The 23,901-nt window shown below is 34.5% G+C and carries 22 protein-coding genes and 1 pseudogene; 10 read left to right on the top strand and 13 right to left on the bottom strand.

Annotated features, from left to right (window positions below; all coding sequences use genetic code 11):
* Positions 1-8 precede the first annotated feature (8 nt).
* The 5 genes and pseudogenes from AAC084_RS07670 to AAC084_RS07650 all read right to left on the bottom strand — a co-directional run bounded on the left by AAC084_RS07670 (position 9) and on the right by AAC084_RS07650 (position 3,007).
* The gene (locus AAC084_RS07670) at positions 9-614 is read right to left on the bottom strand and encodes a hypothetical protein (protein WP_339839073.1); all 606 of its coding nucleotides are present in this window, start codon (positions 612-614) and stop codon (positions 9-11) included.
* Positions 615-847: 233 nt separating this feature from the next.
* Positions 848-1,399, bottom strand: coding sequence for a hypothetical protein (locus AAC084_RS07665; protein ID WP_339839071.1), 552 nt, complete (start codon positions 1,397-1,399; stop codon positions 848-850).
* 99 nt (positions 1,400-1,498) lie between these two features.
* Positions 1,499-1,612 (bottom strand): annotated as a pseudogene (locus AAC084_RS07660) (YkgJ family cysteine cluster protein); the annotation flags it as partial.
* A gap of 59 nt (positions 1,613-1,671) precedes the next feature.
* Positions 1,672-2,397 carry a tRNA-uridine aminocarboxypropyltransferase gene (locus tag AAC084_RS07655; protein ID WP_339839068.1) on the bottom strand — a complete coding sequence of 242 codons (726 nt, stop codon included), beginning with the start codon at positions 2,395-2,397 and terminating at the stop codon, positions 1,672-1,674.
* A gap of 118 nt (positions 2,398-2,515) precedes the next feature.
* Entirely contained in the window at positions 2,516-3,007 is a 492-nt protein-coding gene (locus AAC084_RS07650; protein ID WP_339839065.1) for a YkgJ family cysteine cluster protein, read from the bottom strand.
* Between the two features lie 75 nt (positions 3,008-3,082).
* On the opposite strand from AAC084_RS07650, the gene AAC084_RS07645 reads away from it, so the two are divergent.
* A complete protein-coding gene (locus AAC084_RS07645; RefSeq protein WP_339839062.1) occupies positions 3,083-3,796 on the top strand; it encodes a class I SAM-dependent methyltransferase in 714 nt (237 codons plus the stop codon).
* A gap of 44 nt (positions 3,797-3,840) precedes the next feature.
* Positions 3,841-4,749 (top strand): hypothetical protein, encoded by a 909-nt coding sequence (locus AAC084_RS07640; protein WP_339839060.1) that lies wholly within the window; start codon positions 3,841-3,843, stop codon positions 4,747-4,749.
* A 53-nt stretch (positions 4,750-4,802) separates the two neighbouring features.
* Here the strand turns inward: AAC084_RS07640 and AAC084_RS07635 are convergent, their stop codons facing one another.
* Positions 4,803-5,435 (bottom strand): 7-carboxy-7-deazaguanine synthase QueE, encoded by a 633-nt coding sequence (locus AAC084_RS07635; RefSeq protein ID WP_339839059.1) that lies wholly within the window; start codon positions 5,433-5,435, stop codon positions 4,803-4,805.
* A 172-nt stretch (positions 5,436-5,607) separates the two neighbouring features.
* Here AAC084_RS07635 and AAC084_RS07630 point away from each other — a divergent pair, with 172 nt between their 5' ends.
* From AAC084_RS07630 to AAC084_RS07615, 4 genes are all read left to right on the top strand, one after another.
* A complete protein-coding gene (locus tag AAC084_RS07630) occupies positions 5,608-7,113 on the top strand; it encodes a helicase HerA-like domain-containing protein (RefSeq protein ID WP_339839058.1) in 1,506 nt (501 codons plus the stop codon).
* Between the two features lie 3 nt (positions 7,114-7,116).
* Positions 7,117-7,671 (top strand): hypothetical protein, encoded by a 555-nt coding sequence (locus AAC084_RS07625; RefSeq protein ID WP_339839055.1) that lies wholly within the window; start codon positions 7,117-7,119, stop codon positions 7,669-7,671.
* Between the two features lie 73 nt (positions 7,672-7,744).
* A complete protein-coding gene (locus AAC084_RS07620) occupies positions 7,745-8,587 on the top strand; it encodes an alpha/beta hydrolase (RefSeq protein ID WP_339839053.1) in 843 nt (280 codons plus the stop codon).
* Positions 8,588-8,602: 15 nt separating this feature from the next.
* Entirely contained in the window at positions 8,603-9,028 is a 426-nt protein-coding gene (locus tag AAC084_RS07615; protein ID WP_339839049.1) for a VOC family protein, read from the top strand.
* A gap of 117 nt (positions 9,029-9,145) precedes the next feature.
* Here the strand turns inward: AAC084_RS07615 and AAC084_RS07610 are convergent, their stop codons facing one another.
* From AAC084_RS07610 to AAC084_RS07600, 3 genes are all read right to left on the bottom strand, one after another.
* Entirely contained in the window at positions 9,146-10,117 is a 972-nt protein-coding gene (locus AAC084_RS07610; RefSeq protein ID WP_339839046.1) for an aldo/keto reductase, read from the bottom strand.
* A gap of 52 nt (positions 10,118-10,169) precedes the next feature.
* Entirely contained in the window at positions 10,170-11,900 is a 1,731-nt protein-coding gene (locus AAC084_RS07605; RefSeq protein ID WP_339839044.1) for an alpha/beta hydrolase-fold protein, read from the bottom strand.
* Positions 11,901-12,005: 105 nt separating this feature from the next.
* Positions 12,006-13,058, bottom strand: a complete 1,053-nt coding sequence (locus AAC084_RS07600) for a PAS domain-containing sensor histidine kinase (RefSeq protein WP_339839041.1) — start codon at positions 13,056-13,058, stop codon at positions 12,006-12,008.
* A 337-nt stretch (positions 13,059-13,395) separates the two neighbouring features.
* Here AAC084_RS07600 and AAC084_RS07595 point away from each other — a divergent pair, with 337 nt between their 5' ends.
* A complete protein-coding gene (locus AAC084_RS07595) occupies positions 13,396-13,542 on the top strand; it encodes a hypothetical protein (protein WP_339839038.1) in 147 nt (48 codons plus the stop codon).
* Positions 13,543-13,638: 96 nt separating this feature from the next.
* On the opposite strand, the gene AAC084_RS07590 is transcribed toward AAC084_RS07595, so the two are convergent.
* The 3 genes from AAC084_RS07590 to AAC084_RS07580 all read right to left on the bottom strand — a co-directional run bounded on the left by AAC084_RS07590 (position 13,639) and on the right by AAC084_RS07580 (position 17,900).
* Entirely contained in the window at positions 13,639-14,523 is an 885-nt protein-coding gene (locus AAC084_RS07590; RefSeq protein WP_339839035.1) for a bifunctional 5,10-methylenetetrahydrofolate dehydrogenase/5,10-methenyltetrahydrofolate cyclohydrolase, read from the bottom strand.
* 33 nt (positions 14,524-14,556) lie between these two features.
* Positions 14,557-15,894 carry a signal recognition particle protein gene (ffh, locus tag AAC084_RS07585; RefSeq protein WP_339839031.1) on the bottom strand — a complete coding sequence of 446 codons (1,338 nt, stop codon included), beginning with the start codon at positions 15,892-15,894 and terminating at the stop codon, positions 14,557-14,559.
* Between the two features lie 236 nt (positions 15,895-16,130).
* Entirely contained in the window at positions 16,131-17,900 is a 1,770-nt protein-coding gene (locus AAC084_RS07580) for a hypothetical protein (RefSeq protein ID WP_339839028.1), read from the bottom strand.
* A gap of 106 nt (positions 17,901-18,006) precedes the next feature.
* Here AAC084_RS07580 and AAC084_RS07575 point away from each other — a divergent pair, with 106 nt between their 5' ends.
* The 3 genes from AAC084_RS07575 to AAC084_RS07565 all read left to right on the top strand — a co-directional run bounded on the left by AAC084_RS07575 (position 18,007) and on the right by AAC084_RS07565 (position 22,042).
* Positions 18,007-18,519 carry a sigma-70 family RNA polymerase sigma factor gene (locus tag AAC084_RS07575; protein WP_339839025.1) on the top strand — a complete coding sequence of 171 codons (513 nt, stop codon included), beginning with the start codon at positions 18,007-18,009 and terminating at the stop codon, positions 18,517-18,519.
* A 111-nt stretch (positions 18,520-18,630) separates the two neighbouring features.
* A complete protein-coding gene (locus AAC084_RS07570) occupies positions 18,631-19,542 on the top strand; it encodes a FecR domain-containing protein (RefSeq protein ID WP_339839023.1) in 912 nt (303 codons plus the stop codon).
* The gene (locus AAC084_RS07565; protein ID WP_339839019.1) at positions 19,523-22,042 is read left to right on the top strand and encodes a carboxypeptidase-like regulatory domain-containing protein; all 2,520 of its coding nucleotides are present in this window, start codon (positions 19,523-19,525) and stop codon (positions 22,040-22,042) included. Before AAC084_RS07570 ends, AAC084_RS07565 begins: the two co-directional genes overlap by 20 nt.
* 2 nt (positions 22,043-22,044) lie before the next feature.
* Here the strand turns inward: AAC084_RS07565 and argS are convergent, their stop codons facing one another.
* Positions 22,045-23,826, bottom strand: a complete 1,782-nt coding sequence (argS, locus tag AAC084_RS07560) for an arginine--tRNA ligase (RefSeq protein ID WP_339839017.1) — start codon at positions 23,824-23,826, stop codon at positions 22,045-22,047.
* Between the last annotated feature and the right edge of the window lie 75 nt (positions 23,827-23,901).

The following is a 23,901-nucleotide window of genomic DNA, read 5'->3' as shown; positions in this document are numbered from 1 at the left end:
AATAGTGGTTATCGATTTAAGTTTAATCTGGACGAAGGGTTTTCATTGGAGGTGTTGCTTTGTGTAGTTATTATTTCTTTTAATTCGCTGACCATTAAGTCCATTCGTTTTTTTTCCACAGGATAGCTTATTCGTACCATCAAGGCGGCAAAACCCCATCCAATAAGTCCAAATAACATAGCACCGTAATTCCCAGATTCAATACTCATTCCAACGGTTCCAGCTGTCCAACCGACTACCCAACAAAACAAGAAAAGAGTTGGTCCTAATGGCATTCTTGCTTTAATTTCTACTCGACCATTAACCGTAATCTTTGCAGTTGCTTTGAATGGAAAAAGCGTTGTCGTTCGGAAAAATTTCCCAAAAAAGAATTGAGATAAAAAGTAAATATAACCATCCTCAGTAAATTTAAATTTACCCTCATCTTTTTTTACTACCTCTATGGGCCTTTTGAACCAATCATATTCATCAATCTTCAAAGTAGTTTTATAGACAGGAATTCCAAAACCAAAGAAGAGTCTGGAAAATGAATGTATTGCAATCATTTCAATGATTACGATAAACCATGAGACAAAAGCTAACATAATCGCTAAAATGAATAATTGACTTGACACTTATATACTTATGTTTTTTTTAATTCCACACGTCGATTGAGCTAATAATAGTAAGGAGGCAAGGAAACTTTTGGTTTCCGTCTGCGCACGAAACTAAAAGTTTTTGTTTAGTTTTATTTTTTCTTCTCTAAAGCTAAATCCATAAGATTTAGCGACTTCTTAAATACACACAGACCTTTCGATTTAGCTCTAAAGACCGCATTAAGTTTAGGTTTTGCTAGCCAACGTTATTTTTACCAAAATTTCCACCAAGGATTAGATTCCAATTTCATTGACTTTTTATTCTTTTGGTTTGGATTTATTTCTGTGATGAAATAATATTGATTCAAGTCTAAGTCTATAAAATTATAATCTTGAAGTTCTTTACTTAATTTTTTAACTCTACCACCAAAATCATAATTATAATTCTCGCCAATTTCATTTACAATACTTACTTCATCTACATCTGTATCATCTTTTGTCATAAATAATTGAACCCAATTTTTTGTCTTGAATTCAAAATTGTCCGCTATATTATTAACTTGATAGAAACCCTTGATTTTAGGCTCGAATTTATCCAATTCAAATGGCAGATATAAGTAATTAACAAAATACGCAAATCGTTCAAAATCGGGTAAATTAGTAAATACAACCGAAAATAAATCGTAGTTGTCTTTTTTTCGATAAAGTTTTATTTCGTCAGTATAACCTGAGTCAGAATAGAGATTTGCTAAGTCTTGAAGGGCTTTTAATAAATCTCTTTCAGTTACATTTTCAATATAAATAAAATTATTTTGATTTGACATATGTCTTTAATGGTGGCTAACAAATGAATAACATCATTAATGATATCTTGTTTATGTATCCAAGTTAATAATCTTAAAATTAGCAAGAATTATACAAAACTATTTAATCAACTTCTTCATCTCCTCCACTATATTAAAAGCCGCAGGGCGTATCTCAACATTTTTTATAGTAAGATTACTTATTTGCTGAAACTTCTTTCGGGCTATATACGGAGTGTTACAACCAGTTTTTATAATACTTGATTTATTCGGTATTGATTCAGTAATTCCATCTATTCTAGTTCAAAAACAACATTTCTCTCTTTATTATTCTTATAAATAGTCTTCGGAGTAATCTCTCGGTTAGCAGTTGAACAATAGTTTTTACTATTTGGGTTTAGAATATATTCGAGTTGATGGGCAATCATTTTTTCAAAAGGAATAAGAAAGTTCGTCGTATCGCATTGTTCTACACCACCTTTCTTAAATAAATTTAAGACCGTATAGACTGATTCAATAGTACTAAGGCAAAGAGATTCTGGCTGCTGCTTGATAATAAATTTCGATTCTATACTATTATCAAAGCTCACTCTTTTTAATTTTTGCAAGTTCTTACTTAGTTTAAGCATTTTACGGGCACAGGGCCATGTGCCATCGAGAATGAAGATGTGAGGATCCTCACCCATAAAAGAATTCATTTCTGAACCTTTTCTTTTGGATAGGTTAAAATTATCTTTTCCCGGGTAAAGTAAGAAAGAAAGACTTTTTTCATTGGTCAATATTTCATTTACACGATCGTTATTGTTAAAATCGACACCAACTATAATTTCTGAATTTTCAAGTTGAAGATTAGTCATATACCCCGTTCCGTTCTTTTCTTTTTTGTACTCCTTCGGGTGCATAAGAATAATGAAACGAGTTTTTGTCTTGAAAGGACTAATATGTCTACAAATACACGTACTTGAAGGTCTCATGCATTTGTAACATTTGATTCTTGGATTTTTTATTTCGACTTGCAATGTATATTTCTTTTCATTTTTCTAATTACTTACAATATTTAAATAGCATCATTGATGATATCATCTTTATATATCCAAATCTTTACTCTTTTAATTAAATCTTACACCAATCAACAAGTTACTTCATTAACTTTTTCATCTCCTCTACTATATTAAAAGCCGCAGGACATATCTCAACATTTTTCAAAGTAAGATTGCTTATTTGCTGAAATTTCTTTCGGTCGGTATGCGGAAATTCACGACAAGCTTTTGGGCGAACGTCGTAAATAGAACAATAATTATCAGCTCCTAAAAACGTGCAGGGCACTTGTTGCAGTACAAAATCATTTTCTTCATCAATCCGTAAATACGTGTCAATGAATTTTTGAGGCTTCATTCTAAATGACTTGGAAATTCGTTCTACATCGGCATTTGTAAAAAGCGGTCCCGTAGTTTTACAGCAATTGGCACAGGTTAGACAGTCCGTTCGTTTAAATTCTGCCTCATGCAACTCTTGCATAATATAATCTAAGTTCTTTGGTGTTTTCTTTTTTAGCTTTGCAAAGAACTTCTTGTTTTCGCTATGTTTTTCCTTAGCTTTCTTGGGTAATTGACGCAAAACCTCATCCATAATCTAAATTTATGACCCAAAACTAGGAAAGTAGTTCCAAAAAGAAAGATTTTTGCAACCAGAAATAACACGAATTTGAAAGAAGACATATTAGGCACCGCACTTTTAGACTATCAGCAAGGTAATTACAGTGAAGATATTACCACCTATTCTTCACTAGATGAGGAAGACAAGTTACCCCTACCTTATATGTTCAGGTCTTTCAAAGACATGCCTGAATTAGAAAAAAAGGCGTTAAAAGAATGTAAAGGTGCAGTTTTAGATGTTGGTTGTGGTGCAGGTAGTCACAGTCTGTACTTGCAGAACAAAGGTCTTTTGGTTACCAGTCTCGACAACTCACCAGGAGCTATCGAAGTCAGCAAACTACGAGGTGTAAAAAACACAATTAACGAAAATATCTTAAATTTCGAAGGCAAAACCTTTGACACTATTTTAATTTTAATGAATGGTGTTGGGTTAGCCGGCACTTTAAATGGGTTAGAAAAATTCTTCTCCAAATTAAAATTACTATTAAAAAAAGATGGACAAATACTCTTAGACTCTAGCGATATCATTTATATGTTCGAAAATGATGAGGATGGTGGCTATTGGATCCCTGAAGGCGTGAATTATTATGGCGAAGTAAGTTTCACTATGGCATATAAAAATAAAAAAAGTGAACCTTTCCCCTGGCTATACGTAGATTACAACACATTACAACGAGCAGCAAATTATAGCAATTTAGACTGTGAGCTTGTAATGGAAGGCGAACATTACGACTATTTAGCTAGATTGACTCACACCAAATAATAGCACAACTATTTTTTCGTTATGCTATCAGACAAACCAAGATTATGAATATTTTTAAAAATTTATTATTAGTACTTCTAATTGCTTTCACTGTTTCGTGTTCGAAAAGCACTTCAGATTCAGATAATGAAGACACCTCGAAAGTGGACAAAGCAGCTAATTTATTAGCCACTGGAGATTCTGCCAACGATATTCTCTCGAATGATAATTTTGATAAAATTTTAATCGAAATTGCATATGTAACCGGCTTCAAACCTACAGAATCTGCAATGACCCAGTTCACAGATTATCTGAAAGAGCATACGTTTAAAGATGAAATAGAACTTATTTACAAAGAACTGTCTAGCCCTGTTGAAGACGAACTTACTCTTCAAGAAATTGCAGATTTAGAAACAAAAAACAGAACCATCTATAATTCAGGTAGCACTTTAGCTATCTATATTTATTTTGCAGATGCACCTGCGGAAGGTGATGACATTGAAGACGGACTAGTAACTTTAGGGGCTGTTTACCGCAACACATCTATGATTATTCATGAAGTAACCGTAAAGGATTTATCATCTAGAAGTATTTTAATTAATGATGCAGATGTTGAAACCACTACCTTAAACCATGAGTTCGGACACCTATTTGGCTTGGTAGATTTAGGTTCTGATATGGTAAACGATCATGAATCGCAATCTGAAAATAGTGATGGCGAATTAGCCGGTGACAATCATTGCAATCAAAATGGATGTCTTATGCACGCAGAATTACAGTTTGGCGGATCTACAGGAAAATCTACTTTAATAAGCTCAATTGCACAGTACGAGGACGGAATAAAGGCTGGATGCGCACTCTCTGGAAATACTGTTTTAGCACTTTTACAAAATACTACTTCAAAAACTAACGCGGCTATAGCAGGCCTTGACCCAGAATGTATTTTAGATATTCGCGCCAATGGCGGTCGCTAATCACGAATTCATTTAAATTAAAAAACCGTATAATTGCACGGTTTTTTTTTGAGTTAAGGTATATTTAAGTACTTATGGGTTTGTAATGACACTTTCCATTTCGGATTTTTCATCACATAATCTACGATCATAGGAACGACCTTATCTCGTACACTCCATTCTGGCTGTAAGTACAAAATACAGTTCGAGTTTGTTTTAGCAGCTTGCTCTTCGGCAAATATTAAATCATGTTTATTGAATACAATTACTTTAAGCTCATGAGCTTCATCGTAAATTCTACCTTCAGGTAATTTATTTTTCTTGGGAGAAAGACAAATCCAATCCCAATCACCTGTAAGAGAATAAGCACCAGAAGTTTCAATATGAGTTTTTAAACCTTTTTCTTTTAACGCTTTCGTTATTGGGTTCATATCCCACATTAATGGCTCACCCCCTGTTATTACAATAGTATCTGAATATTTGGCCGCATTTGCAACTATTTCTACTATATCAGTAGGTGGATGCGTTTCGGCATTCCAACTTTCCTTTACATCGCACCAATGACAACCAACATCACAACCACCAACTCGAATAAAATAAGCCGCTGTCCCCTTATGAAAGCCTTCACCTTGTATGGTATAGAATTCCTCCATTAAAGGCAAAAACACTCCTTGATTCACTTTCTCAAGTACCTCCACATTTTTCATCTGGCAAAGATACGTTTTACTTCCTAATTTTCTAAGGGAGTACTATTCACAATAATCTCTGACTAACCTATTCTCCTAAGCTCTTCAACTGTTGAAAACTAAGTAGTATTTAAGACAGGTCTTACCTATTGGTTTCTTTAAAAATCCCCTATTTTTATCCAAAATTTACAAAATGGCCGGTACCGAAGATTTTTTCAACCATATAGAAAAGGGATATGCTACGAAAGGCGATTACATTATTATGGGTGCGGCCATGCTAAATGGTGAAGCTGTAAAGGATGCTTTCGTAAAGATTCCGTTAAAAACTTTGAACAGGCATGGCTTAATTGCAGGCGCCACAGGTACAGGTAAAACCAAAACATTACAGGTTCTAGCAGAGAATTTATCCCAAAAGGGAATTCCGGTTCTTTTAATGGATTTAAAAGGTGATTTAAGTGGATTAGCACAACCGAGTCCTGGTCATGCTAAAATAGATGAGCGACATGCTAAAATCGGCATCCCTTTTGAAGCTAGTAGTTTCCCTATCGAAATACTATCATTATCAGAACAAGACGGTGTAAAATTAAGAGCCACTGTTTCTGAATTCGGACCCGTTCTACTATCCCGTATTCTAGACCTTTCAGAAACTCAAGAAGGTATTGTTGCAGTAGTTTTCAAATACTGCGATGACCAAAAAATGCCTCTGTTAGATTTAAAGGATTTTAAAAAAGTACTACAATATGCAACGGGTGCAGGCAAAGCAGAATTCGCTAAAGAATACGGCAGAATATCTACCAGCTCAACAGGTACTATACTTAGAAAAATTATAGAACTTGAACAGCAAGGCGCCGAATTGTTTTTCGGAGAAAAATCTTTCGATGTTAATGACTTAACTCGAATAGACGAAAAAGGACGAGGGTATATCAATATCTTAAGATTGACCGATATACAAGATAGACCTAAATTATTTTCAACTTTTATGCTTAGTTTATTGGCTGAAATTTATGCCACTTTCCCTGAGCAAGGTGATAGCGACCAACCTGAGTTAGTATTATTTATTGATGAAGCACACCTTATTTTCAAAGAAGCTTCTAAAGCGTTATTAAACCAGATTGAAAGCATTGTTAAACTGATACGATCAAAAGGTATCGGTCTTTATTTTGTTACCCAGAACCCTACCGATGTCCCTAACGACGTGTTGTCACAATTAGGATTAAAAGTTCAGCATGCATTAAGAGCTTTTACTGCTAGAGACCGTAAGGCAATTAAACTGACTGCAGAGAATTATCCTGAATCTGAATACTATGACACTAAAGAAGTACTGACTTCTTTAGGTATTGGAGAAGCCTTAATTTCAGCCTTAGATGAAAAAGGTAGACCCACCCCACTTGCAGCTACTTTATTAAGAGCTCCTATGAGCCGAATGGATGTTTTAACGGATAATGAATTAGCAGAAGTTATCGATAAGTCTTCATTGGTTAAAAAGTACAATGAAATTATAGATAGGGAAAGTGCCTATGAAATTCTTAATGAAAAAATTGATGATGCAGAAAAACTAGCTGAAAAAGAAAAAAACAAACCAGCTGCCAGAAGAACATCAAGCAGAAAAAGTACAAGACAAAATCCAGTAATTAAAGTATTAACAAGTGCAACATTCATAAGAGGCGTACTTGGAGTATTAAAAAAAGTGATGAGATAGATTATGAAGTTTAGTTATATATTTTTATTGATTTTGAGCTGTTGCATACTGTTGAATTGCGCAGGCGAACAAAAAAATGATTTTCAAATATCTGGAGATCAAGTCGGCAAACTAACCAAACAAAGTTTGGCAAGAGATATTGACCTGATTTTTGAAAAAGACTCTGTGGTACAAGATACCGTAAAGTTGAATTTTGGAAGCGGTGCTAGTAAAATTAAAATATACGAAAGAGGCGGCCTACTGTTACTTACCCTTACACCAAATACAGATAGTATTGCAACCATACAGAATATTCAAATTAATGACAGCCGATTTATTACTGAAAAAGGAATTTCTAAAGAGAGTACCTTTAAAGAAATAAAAGATAAATACCCCATAAAAAAAATTATAACTTCTTTGAATAATGTGGTGGTTTTACTGAAGGATAGTGACCTATATTTTACAATAGATAAAAAAGAACTTCCAGAAAGCCTGCGTTATAATGCCAACAGTAAAATTGAAGAGGTACAAATACCTGACAAGGCAAAGGTAAAATATATGATGGTCGGTTGGGATTGATTCGTGGTTCAAAAAACACCATATCAACCAAAAATAAAGATACTTTTGAATCCATATTATAAAAGCTAAAAGAGTGCCTGTTTTACTTCAAAAAATCATCCCTAAGCTATACGGCCTATATTTCAATATTTTTGTGTGGTTTCTACCAAACAAAATAGCCCACCAAGCATTCGAAGTATTTTGCACCGTTAGAAAAGGCAAGGTTCTACCTAACCAAAAACAATATTTAGACGACGCAAAACTTGACGTCATAAACGTAGCGGGACATTCAATTCAGTTATATAACTGGCCTGGGGAAAAAGAAACCGTACTACTCGTACATGGTTGGGAAAGCAATGCATGGCGGTGGCATAAACTAATTGAAAAATTACAAAAAGCTAATTATAATATTATAGCTTTTGACGCACCAGCTCATGGGTATTCAACAGGAAAATTACTGTATGTTCCATTATATGCAGAAGCATTACAAGCTATCATTCTAAAATACCAACCTAAAACGGTTGTTGGTCATTCAGTTGGCGGCATGACTGTTCTGTATAATGAGCATAAACATTCAAATTCATGTATTAAGAAAATTGTTACGGTTGGATCACCTTCAGAATTTCATGAAATTCTCACTCATTACAAAAACCTTTTAGGTTTTAGTAATAAGGTAATGAAGGTAGTTGAAGGTTACATTTATTCAAAATTTGGATTTACCCCAAAAGAATTTTCGAGTTCAAAATTTGTACTGGCCAATTCTAAAAAAGGCCTGCTTTTTCATGACAGACTAGACAAGATAACTCCTTATAATGCTTCTGTAGATGTGCATAAACATTGGAAAGGAAGTGAATTTGTAAGTACCGAAGGTTTTGGGCATTCTATGCACCAAAAAGAAGTAAATGATAAAATAATTGCTTTCTTAGAAAAGCAATAATATAAATAAGTGATTATGCAAAACGTAACTCCATTTCACATTGCCATACCGGTTCATAATTTGGCAGAATGCAGAACATTTTATCGCGATATTCTTAACTGCGAAGAAGGTCGTAGTAGTGACCATTGGGTCGATTTTAACCTCTTCGGTCATCAATTGGTAATTCATTACAAACCAAAGTCAGAATCAGAAAGCATACACCACAACCCAGTTGATGGGCATGATGTTCCTGTACCTCACTATGGTGTGGTACTACCATGGGATACATTTCAAAGCTTTTCTGAAAAACTGAAATCGAAAAATGTAAAGTTTGTAATTGAACCCTATGTACGTTTTAAAGGAAAGGTGGGCGAACAAGCAACTATGTTCTTTTATGACCCTGCAGGGAATGCTTTAGAATTCAAGGCATTTAAAGATATGAGTCAGTTATTTGCTAAATAAATTAAGTAAATTTTTATTGCGCTTTATATAATTTTACACCGAAGTAATAACTATAAACCATCAACTCTTATATAGAATTGATGGTTTTTTAGTTAAGTAAACATTTATTTAATGGAATTATTGAGACCATGAAGTAGGTACTCTATCCCATCTATGCTTTTTTAATTCTTCATATAATTCAGAAGACAGTACATTACCATCACTTGTTGCTGTATTCGCTAGCACATTACGTTGCTTACGCATACCAGGTATTGTTGTACCCACATTATCGTTCATTAAGATAAAACGTAGTGCCATCTCAGCCATGGTCATCCCTTCAGGAATTAATGGTCTTAAGGCATCTGCATGTTCTACCGAAGAAATTAAATTTTCAGGCACAAAATAAGTGCCACGCCAATCACCTTCAGGAAAAGTAGTCTCCTTTGTCATTGTCCCCGTCAATGTACCCTCATCAAAAGGTACGCGTGCTATCGTAGCAATATCCATCTCTTTACATAAAGGAAAAAGAGTATCAACCGGTGCTTGGTCAAATATATTATAAATCACCTGAACCGCATCTAAGAGTCCGGTTTTTAAAGCTTTAATTCCATTTTCTGGCTCCCAACGGTTCATACTTATACCCATCGCAGAAATCTTCCCAGAAGTCTTTAAATCTTCAATAGCACGTTGCCACTCTTCTCTTTCACTCCAAACATCATCCCATGTGTGAAATTGCATAAGATCTATTTGTTCCAATCCTAAGTTTTTCAAAGTCTTATGGGTATAATCCATAATATGTGCTGTCGGATAAGAATCTTCAAAAGCATATTCAGGTTTCGCTGGCCACTGAAAATTCTTAGGTGGTATTTTACTAGCGGTATAGATTTTTTTTGAAGGGTGTCTTTTTACCAATTCCCCTAACAATTCTTCACTATGACCTTCACCGTAACCCCAAGCCGTATCGAAAAAATTAATTCCGTTTTCAACCGCTAAATCTAATGACTTTTCTGATTGTTCATCATCACTGGCCGTCCAACCAGCCATGCCCCACATGCCATAACCTACTTCACTAACTTGCCAATCGGTACGCCCGAATCTTCTATATTTCATATTCTATTTTGAATTCTACAATTAATTACCTTAAAGGTATTATCAACTAAATTTATTCATACCTCCAACTAGTTAAATCGGCTCCTTCCGGGGCGCTTGTCGCAATACGTTCCATAATTTTAGGTACATACATACTATTATATCGTAAACGAGTTATAGCATTAGGCAACTCCGGATCTCCGTTCCAGCAGTGTTCTGCTCGGTCACCGTATAAAACTTCACCTTCATAGTAGGGCTCAGTGGTACTTTCTAGAAAGTCTTCCATTAGATATACCGCATTGTTCAAATAGTAATTATCCATGTCACCACAGTAAATATGAATTTTACCTTTTAGATTGTCACCCAGCTTATCCCAATCACGTTCCAAAATATGTCGTAAATCAAAATTCTCCTTCCAATACTCGGCAACTTTATGGTTTATCTTTCCTGTCTTTTTGTCCCATATTCTTACCGGGTAGCCATCATCACCCTGTGGCGAATACGTTGCTTCCCAAATATCCCATTGTTGGCCTGACCTAGACTTATCCCCTAAAACTAATTCTAAATGGTTGCCCTGCTTCAACGTAGATTGTAATTGACCTAAGTAATTACGATGCGAAGGCACTTCTAACTTCTTATGGGCGCTCGGGTAATAGTATGCATTGTCATCTTCATATATATTCGTTAATGCATATGCCCTAAAATCAATAGGATCAGGACAAGCAGCAAAACAACCGTTGTACTCTTCAGGATAATTAACCTGTACCGCTAAGGCTTCCCAACCACCCGTAGAACCTCCGTACAAGAAACGTGACCAACCTTCACCCATTCCCCTGAATTGTTTTTCTATTTCGGGAATCAACTCATAAGTAATCGCATCGCCATAAGGACCTTGACTTGCAGAATTTACAGCATAAGAATCGTCATAATATGGTGTAGGATGTTGAATTTCAATTATAATGAAACGAGGAAAATCTGGCTCATTCCATCGTTTATAAAAATCGTATGCTTCCTGTTGCTCAATAACATTGTACCCTTCTAAATTAAAACGCTCTGAAAACTCTGGTTTCATTTTAGGATCTGGCGGAGTAGTTCTGAATCCACCAAAATCAGAAGGAAAATGACCATGAAAAACCATTAGTGGGTATTTAGCTTCCGGATGCTCATCAAATCCCTTTGGAAGTAAAACATGAGCTCCTAAATAAGTATCTCGCCCCCAAAATTCAGATAGTTTTTCTGACTTTACTTTTATATGCTTAATCCACTCTGTATCTTTTGGTTCCTCTATAGGTGGTATCTCTTGATCCAAAGTAACCGAGACATTCTGTATACCATTACTCGCTATTCTAATCTTAAACGGAGTACTATATAAATTACCAGGGGAACGCTGCCATTGCTGCCCCTCACCATTATCCATCGGCAATTTTACTGTTTGCCCTGTAGCCAGATCAAAAGTTTCATACACATTTAAAAGGGCTTGCACATTATATTCGCCAGGTGGAATTTCTTTTAAACTTGAATAAGGGTATCCAAATACTGAAGCATCGAAAGTAATTGGCGTATTTGGTGCCCAATCATTTACGTTAACTCCAAAAATAATTTGAGTATTTAAACCATCGTTAATTTGAAAACGAGGTTCATCACTATCATCTGTAGACAACATTAACAACAATCTACCATCTAATTGGGTATTGCTTAAACTCTCATCGAAAATGACATTGATATCATGAACTGGCTTAACGACCTTTTCACAACTAAATATTAGACAACTTAGAATCCCTAAAAAAAATATTTGCTTTTTCATGATGAAGGTTGATTATTCCCTTAAAGATAAATATTCATTTCACTATCATAAACTTTGAGAAAAGTTTATTTTAAAATAATAATTTGAGCTAGGCATTCTGATCCCTTAGACAGGAAATGTAATGCAAAAAGTAGCTCCTTTATTAGGTTCACTATCTACTGATATAACACCGCCTATACTGTTCAATTGATTCTGAATCAAATAAAGGCCAACCCCTTTTCCCTCTCGAGTTGTATCGAAACGTTGATTAAGACCAAATATCTTATCCCCTTGTTTCTCTAGGTCAAAACCTTTTCCATAATCCTTGAAAATTAATTGCTTATGGCCATCCTTAATTTGTGTCTGTATTTCAATCTCTGGAGAAATACCTGGTATATTATATTTAACCGAGTTAGTGATTAAATTTAAAAATATACTTTCCATATAAGCCTTATCAAAAACAACACTTTCGCAAGCCGAAAAATCACTCGTAATTTGCGCCTTGGAACCACTCAGTATAAAACCTAAATTATTCTTTATTTTAGACAATATACCATCAAAAAAAACTTCACTAAGACTATTGGAGCTCTTGCCGGCATTGTCGATTAAATCTAAATAATTCTCTAAAGATTCCTTTACTCCTTTTGCCGAAATTTTCATATAACGCAATACTTGCGTTGTATCTTGATCATTAATCTTATTAAAATCCAATAAATCAAAAAGAGAAATCAAATTATTCACCGGTGCCCTTAAGTCATGTGATGTGGTATAATTTAATCGAACTAAATTTTCATTGACAGTTTTAAGCTTCGCCAACTCCACCGTACGCTCATCTTTAAGGCTCATTTCTTGCGTAACGTCCTTAGCGATAGCATACACCATTTTTTCCTCTTCAACAGGAACAGCACTCCATGAGAGCCATACTATTTCTCCGGATTTAGTTACATACCTATTTTGAAAGTTGATCAGTTTTTCATTCTTATGAATTCCCTCCCGAATACCTTGTGTAGATTCTTTATCGTGTTTGTAGACAAAATCATTTATTTTCCTTGACAGTAATTCTTCTTTTGTATACCCAAGTAAACTAATGAATGCAGGATTTATATCTACAAAATAACCCTCGTAATTTGCAATACAAAGCATATCTACCGAAGAATCAAAAAAGTGTTTTAATCTCATATTTATTGTTAGTACAAAAAAATTGAATTACCTCATGTAATTAAGCAACTGATAGAGCTACTTACTATTTAAGTTCAGAAAAAACTTAAAAGCTACTAAAAAGTAGCATGGTTTTTTTAATAAATTCATCTTTTTGAAATTGTGCAGTGTTATTTACGCATTTGACAATTAATTCTTTAAAAATATGTGTAATTCTTACCTTATTAAGTAATACTGTTTCAATTAAAAATAATAGATTTTATTTAAAAAAAATACAACATGAACTATAAAAACGTTCTAATATAAACTATGACATTGTCATCCTATTCTTTTATTAAACGCTCCAAAATAAAGCAGTATGAAAAAAATTTTAGTTATATTATTCATAGTCAGTATGGTTACGACCATAGCTAGCTGCGATTATGATGACAGTAATGACATTGATATTTTAACTCCTAACGATTCTACCGAAACTGGAGTCAACCAACAGAAAACTTCAATTTAACCTTGTTAATAAAATCGAAATCGCTGATTAATTGGTTTTGATATAGGAGCTAAAAAAACCCAACATTCTAAGTGTCGGGTTTTTTATATAAAAGAATTAATTTCTATTTCTATGTCGTTCTCTAGCTAAAAGTGTATTCTTTAACAACATAGCTATTGTCATTGGTCCAACTCCACCTGGGACTGGTGTAATAAAAGATGCTTTTTTACTTACGTTCTCAAAGTCAACATCACCTGTTATATAGTATCCTTTTTCTTTTGTTTCATCTGGTACTCTTGTGATACCTACATCAATGACGACCGCTTCATCTTTCACCATTTCAGCTTTCAAGAAATTTGGCACACCTAAAGCAGATATAACAATATCAGCTTGTGAAATAATTTGGGTAATATTCTTAGTGTGACTATGGGTAAGGGTTACTGTAGAATTTCCCGGCCATCCTTTTCTACCCATTAAAATACTCATTGGCCTGCCTACTATATGACTACGACCAATAACAACAGTGTGCTTACCTTTTGTATCTACTTTATAACGCTCTAAAAGTTCTAATATACCAAATGGAGTTGCTGGAATGAATGTACTCATATCCAAAGCCATCTTACCAAAATTGGTTGGGTGAAACCCGTCAACATCTTTATCTGGATCAACGGCCATAATCACCTTTTGCGTATCAATTTGCTCTGGCAAAGGCAATTGAACTATAAAGCCATCGATATCATCATCAAGATTCAATTCCCTTATCTTTTTCAACAACTCTTGCTCGGAAGTTGTACTGGGCATTTGTATAAGGGTCGATTCAAAACCCACACGCTCACAAGAACGAACTTTACTGCCCACATAGGTTAAACTTGCGCCATCACTACCCACAATAATAGCAGCTAGGTGAGGTACTTTCTCACCTCTCTCCCTCATCTTAGCAACCTCAGCCTTGATTTCTTCTTTAATCTGATTGGATACTTTTTTACCATCCAATAATTCCATATCCGTATCTTTTAAATTTGTGTTGTTCGCTTATTATTTCATTCCTTTCATAGCACCCATCATCTGCATCATTTTCTTACCGCCACCGCCTTGCATCATCTTCATCATTTTGCTCATTTGGTCGAATTGCTTCAATAACTGATTTATCTCTTGTACTTCTCTACCTGCACCTTTAGCAATTCTCTTTTTTCTACTCGCATTTAATTTTGAGGGTGTTGAACGTTCATCTGGAGTCATAGAATAAATGATAGCCTCAATATGCTTAAAGGCATCGTCATCAATATCCAATCCCTTTAAGGCTTTACCGGCACCAGGTATCATCCCCATAAGGTCTTTCATATTACCCATTTTCTTAATTTGCTGAATCTGGCTCAGGAAATCATCGAATCCGAATTTATTTTTGGCAATTTTCTTTTGAATCTTTCTAGCCTCCTCTTCATCAAACTGCTCTTGAGCTCTTTCAACAAGGGAAATAACATCACCCATGCCCAAAATACGGTCAGCCATACGTGAAGGATAGAATATATCTATCGCCTCCATCTTTTCACCGGTACCAATGAACTTAATTGGCTTATCTACAACAGACTTGATGGATATTGCTGCACCACCGCGTGTATCACCATCTAATTTGGTTAAGATAACACCGTCAAAATTCAAGATATCATTGAAAGCCTTAGCCGTATTAACAGCATCTTGACCGGTCATTGAATCGACAACGAATAACGTTTCTTGCGGTTGTATCTCTTTATGAATGTCAGATATCTCTGCCATCATTTTATCATCGACCGCTAAACGACCAGCAGTATCAATAATAACAACATTATAACCTTCTGCTTTTGCTTTGGCAACACCTGCTTTGGCAATAGAAACTGGGTCAGTATTATCACGATCAGAATATACTGGAACTCCAATTTGGTCACCAACAACATGTAACTGATCTATAGCCGCAGGACGATAAACATCACAAGCGACCAATAGTGGATTTTTAGATTTTTTAGTTTTTAGGAAATTTGCAAGCTTACCCGAAAAGGTAGTTTTACCAGAACCTTGTAAACCTGACATCAATATAATCGAAGGGTTACCAGAAAGGTTGATTCCTTCAGATTCACCTCCCATTAATTGGGTAAGTTCATCCTTTACGATCTTAACCATTAACTGACCTGGCTGTAAAGTCGTTAATACGTTTTGCCCCAATGCCTTTTCTTTTACCCTATTGGTAAACTCTTTAGCTATTTTAAAGTTAACATCCGCATCTAATAAGGCTCGCCGTACTTCTTTGGTAGTTTCGGCAACATTAATTTCTGTGATCTGACCATGACCTTTTAGTACATGTAGAGCTTTATCTAGCTTATCGCTTAAATTATCGAACATTCTTTTCTTTTTTAAGGGGGTACAAATTTAATAATATCAATGCTAATTCTGTTGCAAGAACCCTAAAATATACAAAACAAAAGAGCACCCATTAAAAAATGGATGCTCTAAAGTTACTTGTGGGGCAAAAAAGGAATTACATTTTCATAAACTCCTGGGTTAAAACCTCCATCAATACCGCCAACGAGGCCCAACTCTTTACTGTTAACGGTATATTTCTGGATGCTTTACTTTTATTATTTTTCTAAAACTAAGTGGTCGTATAAACCAGTTTCGTTTTCATGTTTAAGCTCTAATCTCATATCATCTATCTCCAGAATCTGGTAATCGTTTGCCAATGGCAGGTAATTACTACCGGTTTCAAAAGAAATGATCATTTCTAATTTACCACTAAAGGCATTTCTATATACAAACCAGCTACCATTACTATAAATTTCACCATTTAGGTTTCTTACTTCTAAACTTCCATCATTGTCCAAATACAATTTTACATCTGCAAAAAGGTCTGTAGACTCATCATTGTTTTCAGCGAAATAAGCCACATCCCATTCGGTATCATTAAATTTATTTTTTACGAATGTGATATCTTCTTCCTCTTCATCATCATCGATACATTTTTTGACGATTACCAATTCATAAAAAGTTTCTTCAATATTGAACTTAATGATTCTTTCTTTTAGGTCTGTCAACAACCACTCAAAACTTACCGCACCTTCATCACCCATGGTAATGGCAACTACAAACCTACCTTGTGTATTGGTTGTTATTGCCCACGTACCTTCAGATACAGTATTATCATTAGATAATGTGATAACTCCATCAGCTTGAAATTCAAACTCGTTACCCACCAATCTATCAATTTGATCTCCGTTGTTCTTAACTGTTTTAATTACCCAAGTACAATCTCTCAATGTTTCTGTGATGCTTTCAACTGTTACCTCTGGCAAATCTTGTTCACAAAATTGTTTCATAACAATTCGGTTACTATCATTGTTGTACAGTTTAATTTTATCATCACCTAGATCATAAACATTCCATTCTAGGTTAAAATCGGTAGAGGCCTCAAATTCCATGGTAAGTTTTGCTCCGTCATCACCTACTGTAGTGCTCCAAGTACCTTCAACAGTAGTGGCTCCTGTAAAACCTGTTACCACCGTACCATCTTCTTTAAAGTTTAAAATATAGTTTACATATTGTGGGGTCTGGTCAACATCATTTCTTTTAAATTCTGTAACGAACCAAACACATTCAATTAATTCATTTTTAAATTCATCCTCATCGAAATCATCATCATTATAATCATCATCGTCGTCTTCATCGCACATATCTTTTGCATTCTCGATAGCAGTCGCCAATTCTTCATTATTCGCAACAGATATAATAGTTTCATCATATAATTTTAATGAAATAGGAAAATCAAAACTGATTAAATTATCATCACCCAAATCTTTAAAGAACAATCTTAAATCGCGATCACTTTCTACCACAACAGAGCTAGTTTGCTCTAAATTCACATTAAAGGTGAACAGGGTTATTGGGTAGACAAAATCGATGCATTCTATATCGTCATCATCGCCACCTTCTTTACATTCAGCCGCCAGTTCACGTAAATCTTCTAATCCGTTTATGGTAATTTCAGAGAAATCTCCCGCTGTAACTGTAATTGGAAATATAATATCCAACAAGTTTTCATCATCCTCTATACTGTCAAATATCTCTTCAATTTGGTCAAGATCATCCTCAGATTCAATGGTAAGTACAAGTCCATTAACCTCAACGGTATATGGAAAGTTTATTTCAAAGCAACTTGTACCATCTACTATATTATCACATGAACCATCATTAGAGCTTGTTCGTTGAATTAAATCTGCCGTAGAAGAATTGGCAGTGATTGCCGTAGGTTCCTCTCCCGTATTTATTTCTTCGAACTCATCTTGGCAAGCAGTAAAACTTAGTGCAATTGTTAGTAGGCTAACGTACATTGCGTAATTATAAATCTTTTTCATAATGACTTGGTATTGTTTGTTATTATGTTTCTAAAACAACCGACTTTAAAAATACCCTACCTTCATTTTTATTTTTTTTAAAATATCTTTGATAAAAAGCAATCCATTGAAAGCAGAAGAACATTTAAATGTATGTGAAGAGCAGGTCTATAAAAGGGTTTTTAATGAAACGTCTAAAACGATCTTCAATTACATTTATTACAAATTCGGTAACGAAGAAAAAGCCAATGATGCTGTACAGGAAGCTTTTGTAAAGCTTTGGGAGAATTGTTCTAAGGTTGCTCCTGGGAAAGCAAAATCTTATTTATATACCGTAGCCAATAATGTATACTTGAATGTTATAAAGGCAGAAAAAGTACGCTTGAAATATGCCGATAGTTCGTTGAAGACCACCAATGAAACTCCGGAGTTTCTTATGGAAGAAAGCCAATTCAAGAAAAAGCTGGATAATGCCCTGAACAGTCTGCCAGAAAACCAACGCACTACCTTTTTACTGAATAGAATTGATGGAAAAAAATATGCTGAAATCGCAGAAATGGAGGGCGTAAGTGTAAAAGCAATAGAAAAAAGAATGCATTTAGCACTCAAAAGCCTACGGGAGCAAATTGATGGAATATGATGGTTGTTGGTTGTTGGTTGTTGGTTGTTGGTTGTTGGAAAGTAAATAATAAAAAGAATAGAAGTAGGGTTTTTTCAATCCTAGTTGTTAATACTATATAAAGCTAAAAATATGCAGGACAATTACTTAGCAAAATGGCTTAATGATGAATTGACCGAAGCTGAATTGGCGGAATTCAAAAAATCTGAAGCATATGAAACATATCAACAAATTAAGGAGTCTTCTTCACAGTTAGAATCACCTGAATTTGATATGGATAAAGCATGGGAAACTATTGACGAACATAAAACAGAAAAAGAAACTAAAGTTTTTATACTATCTCCATTTAAGAAATTTTTACGTGTTGCCGCCATCATAGCAGTTTTACTTACGGGTTCATTCTTTTACTTAAGCACTTTGAGCGAATCGTTCAGTACAGACTTTGCTGAGAATAAAACTATTTCGTTACCTGACACCTCTGAAGTTATTCTGAACGCTGAGTCAGAATTAGCTTTTAGTAAAAATAAATGGGACACTAATAGAAATGTTGATCTTAAAGGCGAAGCCTATTTTAAAGTAGCTAAAGGAAAGAAATTTACCGTAGCTACAGACCAAGGCCTAGTAACTGTATTAGGAACCCTATTTAATGTAGAAACTAGAAGAGACTATTTTGAGGTTACTTGCTTCGAAGGTTTAGTAAGTGTAACAATTGATGGAGAAGAAACAAAATTACCAGCCGGAAACTCATTGTTAATGCTAAATGGAAAAAGCTCCATGTTAAAAGCAGCCATTAACGGGAAACCTTCATGGCTATCGAACGAAAGTTCTTTTAAAAGTATTCCCTTAAACTATGTATTAGATGAATTACAACGTCAATATAACATTGAGATAACCACAGAAAATATTAATACCACTCAATTATTCTCTGGATCCTTCAGTAATGAAAATCTTGAACTCGCCCTTAAAAGCATAAGTGTTCCTTTACAAATTAAGTTTAACTTAGATGGGAATAAAGTGCTGTTCTATGACGAAAAAGCACCTTAACAATTTATTTTTTTTGATTTCTTTGCTGCTATGCGGCCTAACTTGTCTTGCTCAGAATAAAACTGACAATTCCATATTATTGACAGATTTACTAGTACAACTCGAAACTGAGTACAATGTTAAGTTCTCTTACGCTGATAAAGATGTTTCTTCCATTCGCTTAACAAAACCCAATTATGATACTCTTGAACCTACTCTAGAGCATATACGAACTACAACAGCCTTAACTATCGTTAAATTAAATAACCGATATTATTCCTTAACAAACACTTCAACAATTTCAATTTGCGGTTATGTACTTGATAATTTCGAAGAAAATACCATACCAGGTGCAACTGTTGAAATATTTGAATCAAATTTAGCAAGCATCACAAATACCAATGGTGAATTTAATTTTGAAAATGTGCCGAAAAATTCACTGGTTCATTTTAAACATATTGGTTATAAACCCTTGTTCATCGAAGCCAAAGAATTTGCAAATACTGCCGATTGTAAAAAAATAGCCATGGCCTTAAGCTATCAAGAATTAGATGAAGTGGTTGTATCCCAATTTCTTACTACTGGTCTTAATCAATTAAAAGATGCTAGTATTGAGCTTAACATTGAAAAATTCGGAATATTACCTGGAGTTAGCGAACCAGATGTACTGCAAACCGTTCAAGCACTTCCTGGCATAAAGAGTGTTGATGAAACCGTATCGGATATTAATATTAGAGGTGGCACAAATGACCAAAATCTAATTTTATGGGATGGAATTAAAATGTACCAAACAGGCCATTTTTTCGGCCTAATATCTGCCTTCAATCCGTATGTAACAAACAATGTCAACGTCATAAAAAATGGAACTTCTGCGCTTTACGGAGACGGATTGAGTGGCACTATAGCTATGCAAACTTCAAATAACATTCCCTTAAAAATTAAGGGTAGCGCTGGATTTAATTTAATATCTGGAGATATTTTTGGACATATTCCCATACAAGAAAATATGGCAATACAAATTTCTGCTCGAAGGTCTTATACCGACTTTTTAAACACACCTACCTATACTACTTTCTCAGATAAAGCATTTCAGGATAGTGAAGTAGACCAAGAAAGTGAGTTCTATTTTTATGACTTTACAGCAAAGCTTATCTATGAAATAAATCCTTATCACCAACTTCTGGTAAGTTTGATTAATATGAGTAATAATTTAAATTACTTAGAAAACATTGAAGGCAATAGCACTCCAAATCGAAGTAATTTAAATCAAGACAATAGTTCAATTGGGGCACAATTTAAAAGTGAATGGACAGATATTTTCACTACAGATTTACATTTTTATTATACCCAATATGGCTTAGATGCAGTTACGGTAACCAACAATGAATCGCAAGAATTAAATCAGAACAACCTTGTAAAAGAATCTAGCATTAAATTGATTACCAATTATAAAGCAATAGAAAGCCTTGATTGGATAAACGGATACGAATTAACCGAAACTGGAATCGAAAATAGAACCAACATTAACCAACCGCCATTTGCCAGCAACATAAAAGGAGTTATTCGTAAACATGCCTTGTTTACTGAACTTAAATACACTTCTGAAAATTCAAAATTCTATGCCATATTAGGGGGGCGTTTAAATTATTTTGAAAATGTAAATACTTTTAAAGAGTATATTTTTGAACCACGCATTAATCTATCCTATGAGTTATTTTCTAATTTCAAGACACAACTTCTAGGAGAGTTTAAAAGTCAGGCTACCAATCAAATAATTGACTTAGAACAAAATTTTCTTGGCATTGAAAAAAGGCGTTGGATTTTATCTGATGGTGATGCATTACCAATCACCAAAAGCAAACAGGGCTCTATCGGTTTTAACTACGACACCGATACATTCTATTTGGGTGTAGAAGGATTTTACAAAAAAGTAGATGGTATTAATGTGTATACCCAAGGATTTCAAAATCAGAATCAATTTGATGGCGAAATAGGTTCTTATGCCGTAAAAGGATTAGAATTTTTAATCAATACGAAAAACAATGATTATAGTGCTTGGCTGAGCTACACCTATAATAAAAATGATTATACTTTCGATGCCTTAATACCAGCATCTTTTCCAAATAATTTAGATATAAGACATTCCATCACACTAGCTGGAAATTATACTATCGGAAATTTAAAACTAGGTTTCGGACTCAATTATAAATCTGGCAAGCCTTATACGCAACCAAACGACAGTGAGCCTGTAAACAATAGCGTATTCCCTAATGAGATAAATTACGAAAGTTCAAATAGTAACAGATTACCTGAATATATTAGAGCAGATGTTTCGGCAACCTACACCATTAAATTTAGCGATAAATTGAAAGGGACATTAGGTGCTTCAATTCTAAATTTCACCAATAGAAAAAACACCTTAAATACCTATTACAGACTGCAAGATGATAATAGTATAGAAACTGTTGAACGTGTATCATTAGGCTTTACACCAAATGCTAGTTTTAGGATAAGTTTCTAGAATTACATACGCTCAGGAACCTCAATACCCAATAACTTAAATGCATCTTGAATTACCTCAGCTACTTTATTTGATAATTGCACACGAAGCATTCGCTTCTCTTCATTAGTCTCACCAAGTATAGATACCTGTTGATAAAAAGAATTGAATTCCTTTACCAAATCATACGTGTAATTGGCAATCAACGCCGGACTATAATTGTCTGCTGCTAATTGTATTGTATCTGGAAATAACTGAAGCTGCTTTATAAGCTCTTTTTCTTTTAAATGAAGCTCAACGTTATTAGCATTATTAGAAATAGCAATACCCATACTTTCAGCTTTTCTTAAAATAGACTGAATTCTAGCGTACGTATATTGAATAAACGGACCCGTATTCCCCTGAAAATCTACTGATTCTTCAGGGTCAAACAGAATTCGTTTTTTAGGATCTACTTTTAAAATGTAGTATTTTAAAGCTCCTAAACCAATCATTTTATAAAGTGACTGTTTTTCTTCCTCGTTATAATCTTCAAGTTTTCCTAACTCTTCAGAAATGGTTGTAGCGGTTTGGGTCATATCGGCCATTAAATCATCGGCATCAACCACAGTACCTTCCCTACTCTTCATTTTACCACTTGGTAAATCGACCATACCATAACTTAGATGGTGTAATTTATTAGACCAAGAGAATCCAAGTTTTTTAAGTATTAAGAAAAGTACCTTAAAATGGTAATCTTGTTCATTACCTACAGTATATACCATACCGTTTACGTCTGGGTGGTCCTTAACACGTTGTATAGCTGTCCCGATATCTTGGGTCATATAGACTGCCGTACCATCAGAACGAAGTACTATTTTTTCATCTAATCCGTCCTCGGTCAAATCTATCCAAACACTGCCATCTTCCTTTTTAAAGAAAACACCTTGCTTAAGACCTTCCGCAACAACATCTTTTCCTAACAAGTAGGTATCACTTTCATAATACAAGGTATCAAAATCAACCCCTAAATTCTTATACGTCACTTCAAAACCTTTGTAGACCCAACCGTTCATGGTTTTCCAAAGTTCCACGGTTTCCGGTTCGCCAGCTTCCCATTTTAAAAGCATTTCTTGCGCTTCCTGTAAAATGGGTGTTTCTTTTTCAGCTACTTTTTGGTCAATACCTTCAGCTACTAATTGTGCTATTTGTTCTTTATATGCTTTATCAAAAGCCACATAATAATTACCCACTAATTTATCACCTTTCAATCCTGTAGAAGCAGGTGTTTCTCCGTTTCCGAACTTTTGCCATGCCACCATACTTTTACAAATATGTATACCACGATCATTGATAATTTGTGTCTTATATACTTTTTTACCTGATGCTTTCAATATTTCAGCTACGGAATATCCTAAGAGGTTATTACGAATGTGCCCTAAGTGAAGTGGTTTATTAGTATTTGGCGAAGAATATTCTACCATTACAGCATCTTTTGATTCTTCTATAAATCCAAAATGAAGCGTTTCTTTAATGGCATTGAAAAAATTCAAATAAAATACATCATCAATGATGATATTTAAGAAGCCTTTAATGACATTATAGCCAGAAACCTCTTCTACATGCTCTTGTAAATAAGCGCCTATCTGCTCCCCTATTTGAACAGGATTCCCTTTTACAACACGCAACATGGGGAATACTACAATGGTAATATCTCCTTCAAAATCTTTTCGGGTAGGTTGAAATTCAACCGATGGCAATTCTTTGCCATAGATAGATTGTACTGCTTCTTTTACTTTCTGTGATAGTACCTCTTGAATATTCATCAAAACGTTTAATTAAGCCTGCAAAACTAATCATTTTTTAGGCTTTTAAGGTAAACAGATTCGGCATTCATTCGT

Origin of the sequence: uncultured Maribacter sp. (assembly GCF_963977385.1) — a bacterium.
GTDB lineage: Bacteria > Bacteroidota > Bacteroidia > Flavobacteriales > Flavobacteriaceae > Maribacter.
Note: the sequence above shows the minus strand (reverse complement) of the source record. Positions and strands in the feature narration are given on the sequence as shown.

What these genes read in the sequence shown, in the direction of transcription:
- AAC084_RS07665 (WP_339839071.1), bottom strand. Translation starts at nt 1,399, where the DNA reads ATGTCAAATCAAAATAATTTTATTTATATTGAAAATGTAACTGAAAGA.
- AAC084_RS07650 (WP_339839065.1), bottom strand. Translation starts at nt 3,007, where the DNA reads ATGGATGAGGTTTTGCGTCAATTACCCAAGAAAGCTAAGGAAAAACAT.
- AAC084_RS07640 (WP_339839060.1), top strand. Translation starts at nt 3,841, where the DNA reads ATGAATATTTTTAAAAATTTATTATTAGTACTTCTAATTGCTTTCACT.
- AAC084_RS07635 (WP_339839059.1), bottom strand. Translation starts at nt 5,435, where the DNA reads ATGAAAAATGTGGAGGTACTTGAGAAAGTGAATCAAGGAGTGTTTTTG.
- AAC084_RS07630 (WP_339839058.1), top strand. Translation starts at nt 5,608, where the DNA reads ATGGCCGGTACCGAAGATTTTTTCAACCATATAGAAAAGGGATATGCT.
- AAC084_RS07625 (WP_339839055.1), top strand. Translation starts at nt 7,117, where the DNA reads ATGAAGTTTAGTTATATATTTTTATTGATTTTGAGCTGTTGCATACTG.
- AAC084_RS07615 (WP_339839049.1), top strand. Translation starts at nt 8,603, where the DNA reads ATGCAAAACGTAACTCCATTTCACATTGCCATACCGGTTCATAATTTG.
- AAC084_RS07610 (WP_339839046.1), bottom strand. Translation starts at nt 10,117, where the DNA reads ATGAAATATAGAAGATTCGGGCGTACCGATTGGCAAGTTAGTGAAGTA.
- AAC084_RS07605 (WP_339839044.1), bottom strand. Translation starts at nt 11,900, where the DNA reads ATGAAAAAGCAAATATTTTTTTTAGGGATTCTAAGTTGTCTAATATTT.
- AAC084_RS07600 (WP_339839041.1), bottom strand. Translation starts at nt 13,058, where the DNA reads ATGAGATTAAAACACTTTTTTGATTCTTCGGTAGATATGCTTTGTATT.
- AAC084_RS07595 (WP_339839038.1), top strand. Translation starts at nt 13,396, where the DNA reads ATGAAAAAAATTTTAGTTATATTATTCATAGTCAGTATGGTTACGACC.
- AAC084_RS07590 (WP_339839035.1), bottom strand. Translation starts at nt 14,523, where the DNA reads ATGGAATTATTGGATGGTAAAAAAGTATCCAATCAGATTAAAGAAGAA.
- ffh (WP_339839031.1), bottom strand. Translation starts at nt 15,894, where the DNA reads ATGTTCGATAATTTAAGCGATAAGCTAGATAAAGCTCTACATGTACTA.
- AAC084_RS07580 (WP_339839028.1), bottom strand. Translation starts at nt 17,900, where the DNA reads ATGAAAAAGATTTATAATTACGCAATGTACGTTAGCCTACTAACAATT.
- AAC084_RS07570 (WP_339839023.1), top strand. Translation starts at nt 18,631, where the DNA reads ATGCAGGACAATTACTTAGCAAAATGGCTTAATGATGAATTGACCGAA.
- AAC084_RS07565 (WP_339839019.1), top strand. Translation starts at nt 19,523, where the DNA reads ATGACGAAAAAGCACCTTAACAATTTATTTTTTTTGATTTCTTTGCTG.
- argS (WP_339839017.1), bottom strand. Translation starts at nt 23,826, where the DNA reads ATGAATATTCAAGAGGTACTATCACAGAAAGTAAAAGAAGCAGTACAA.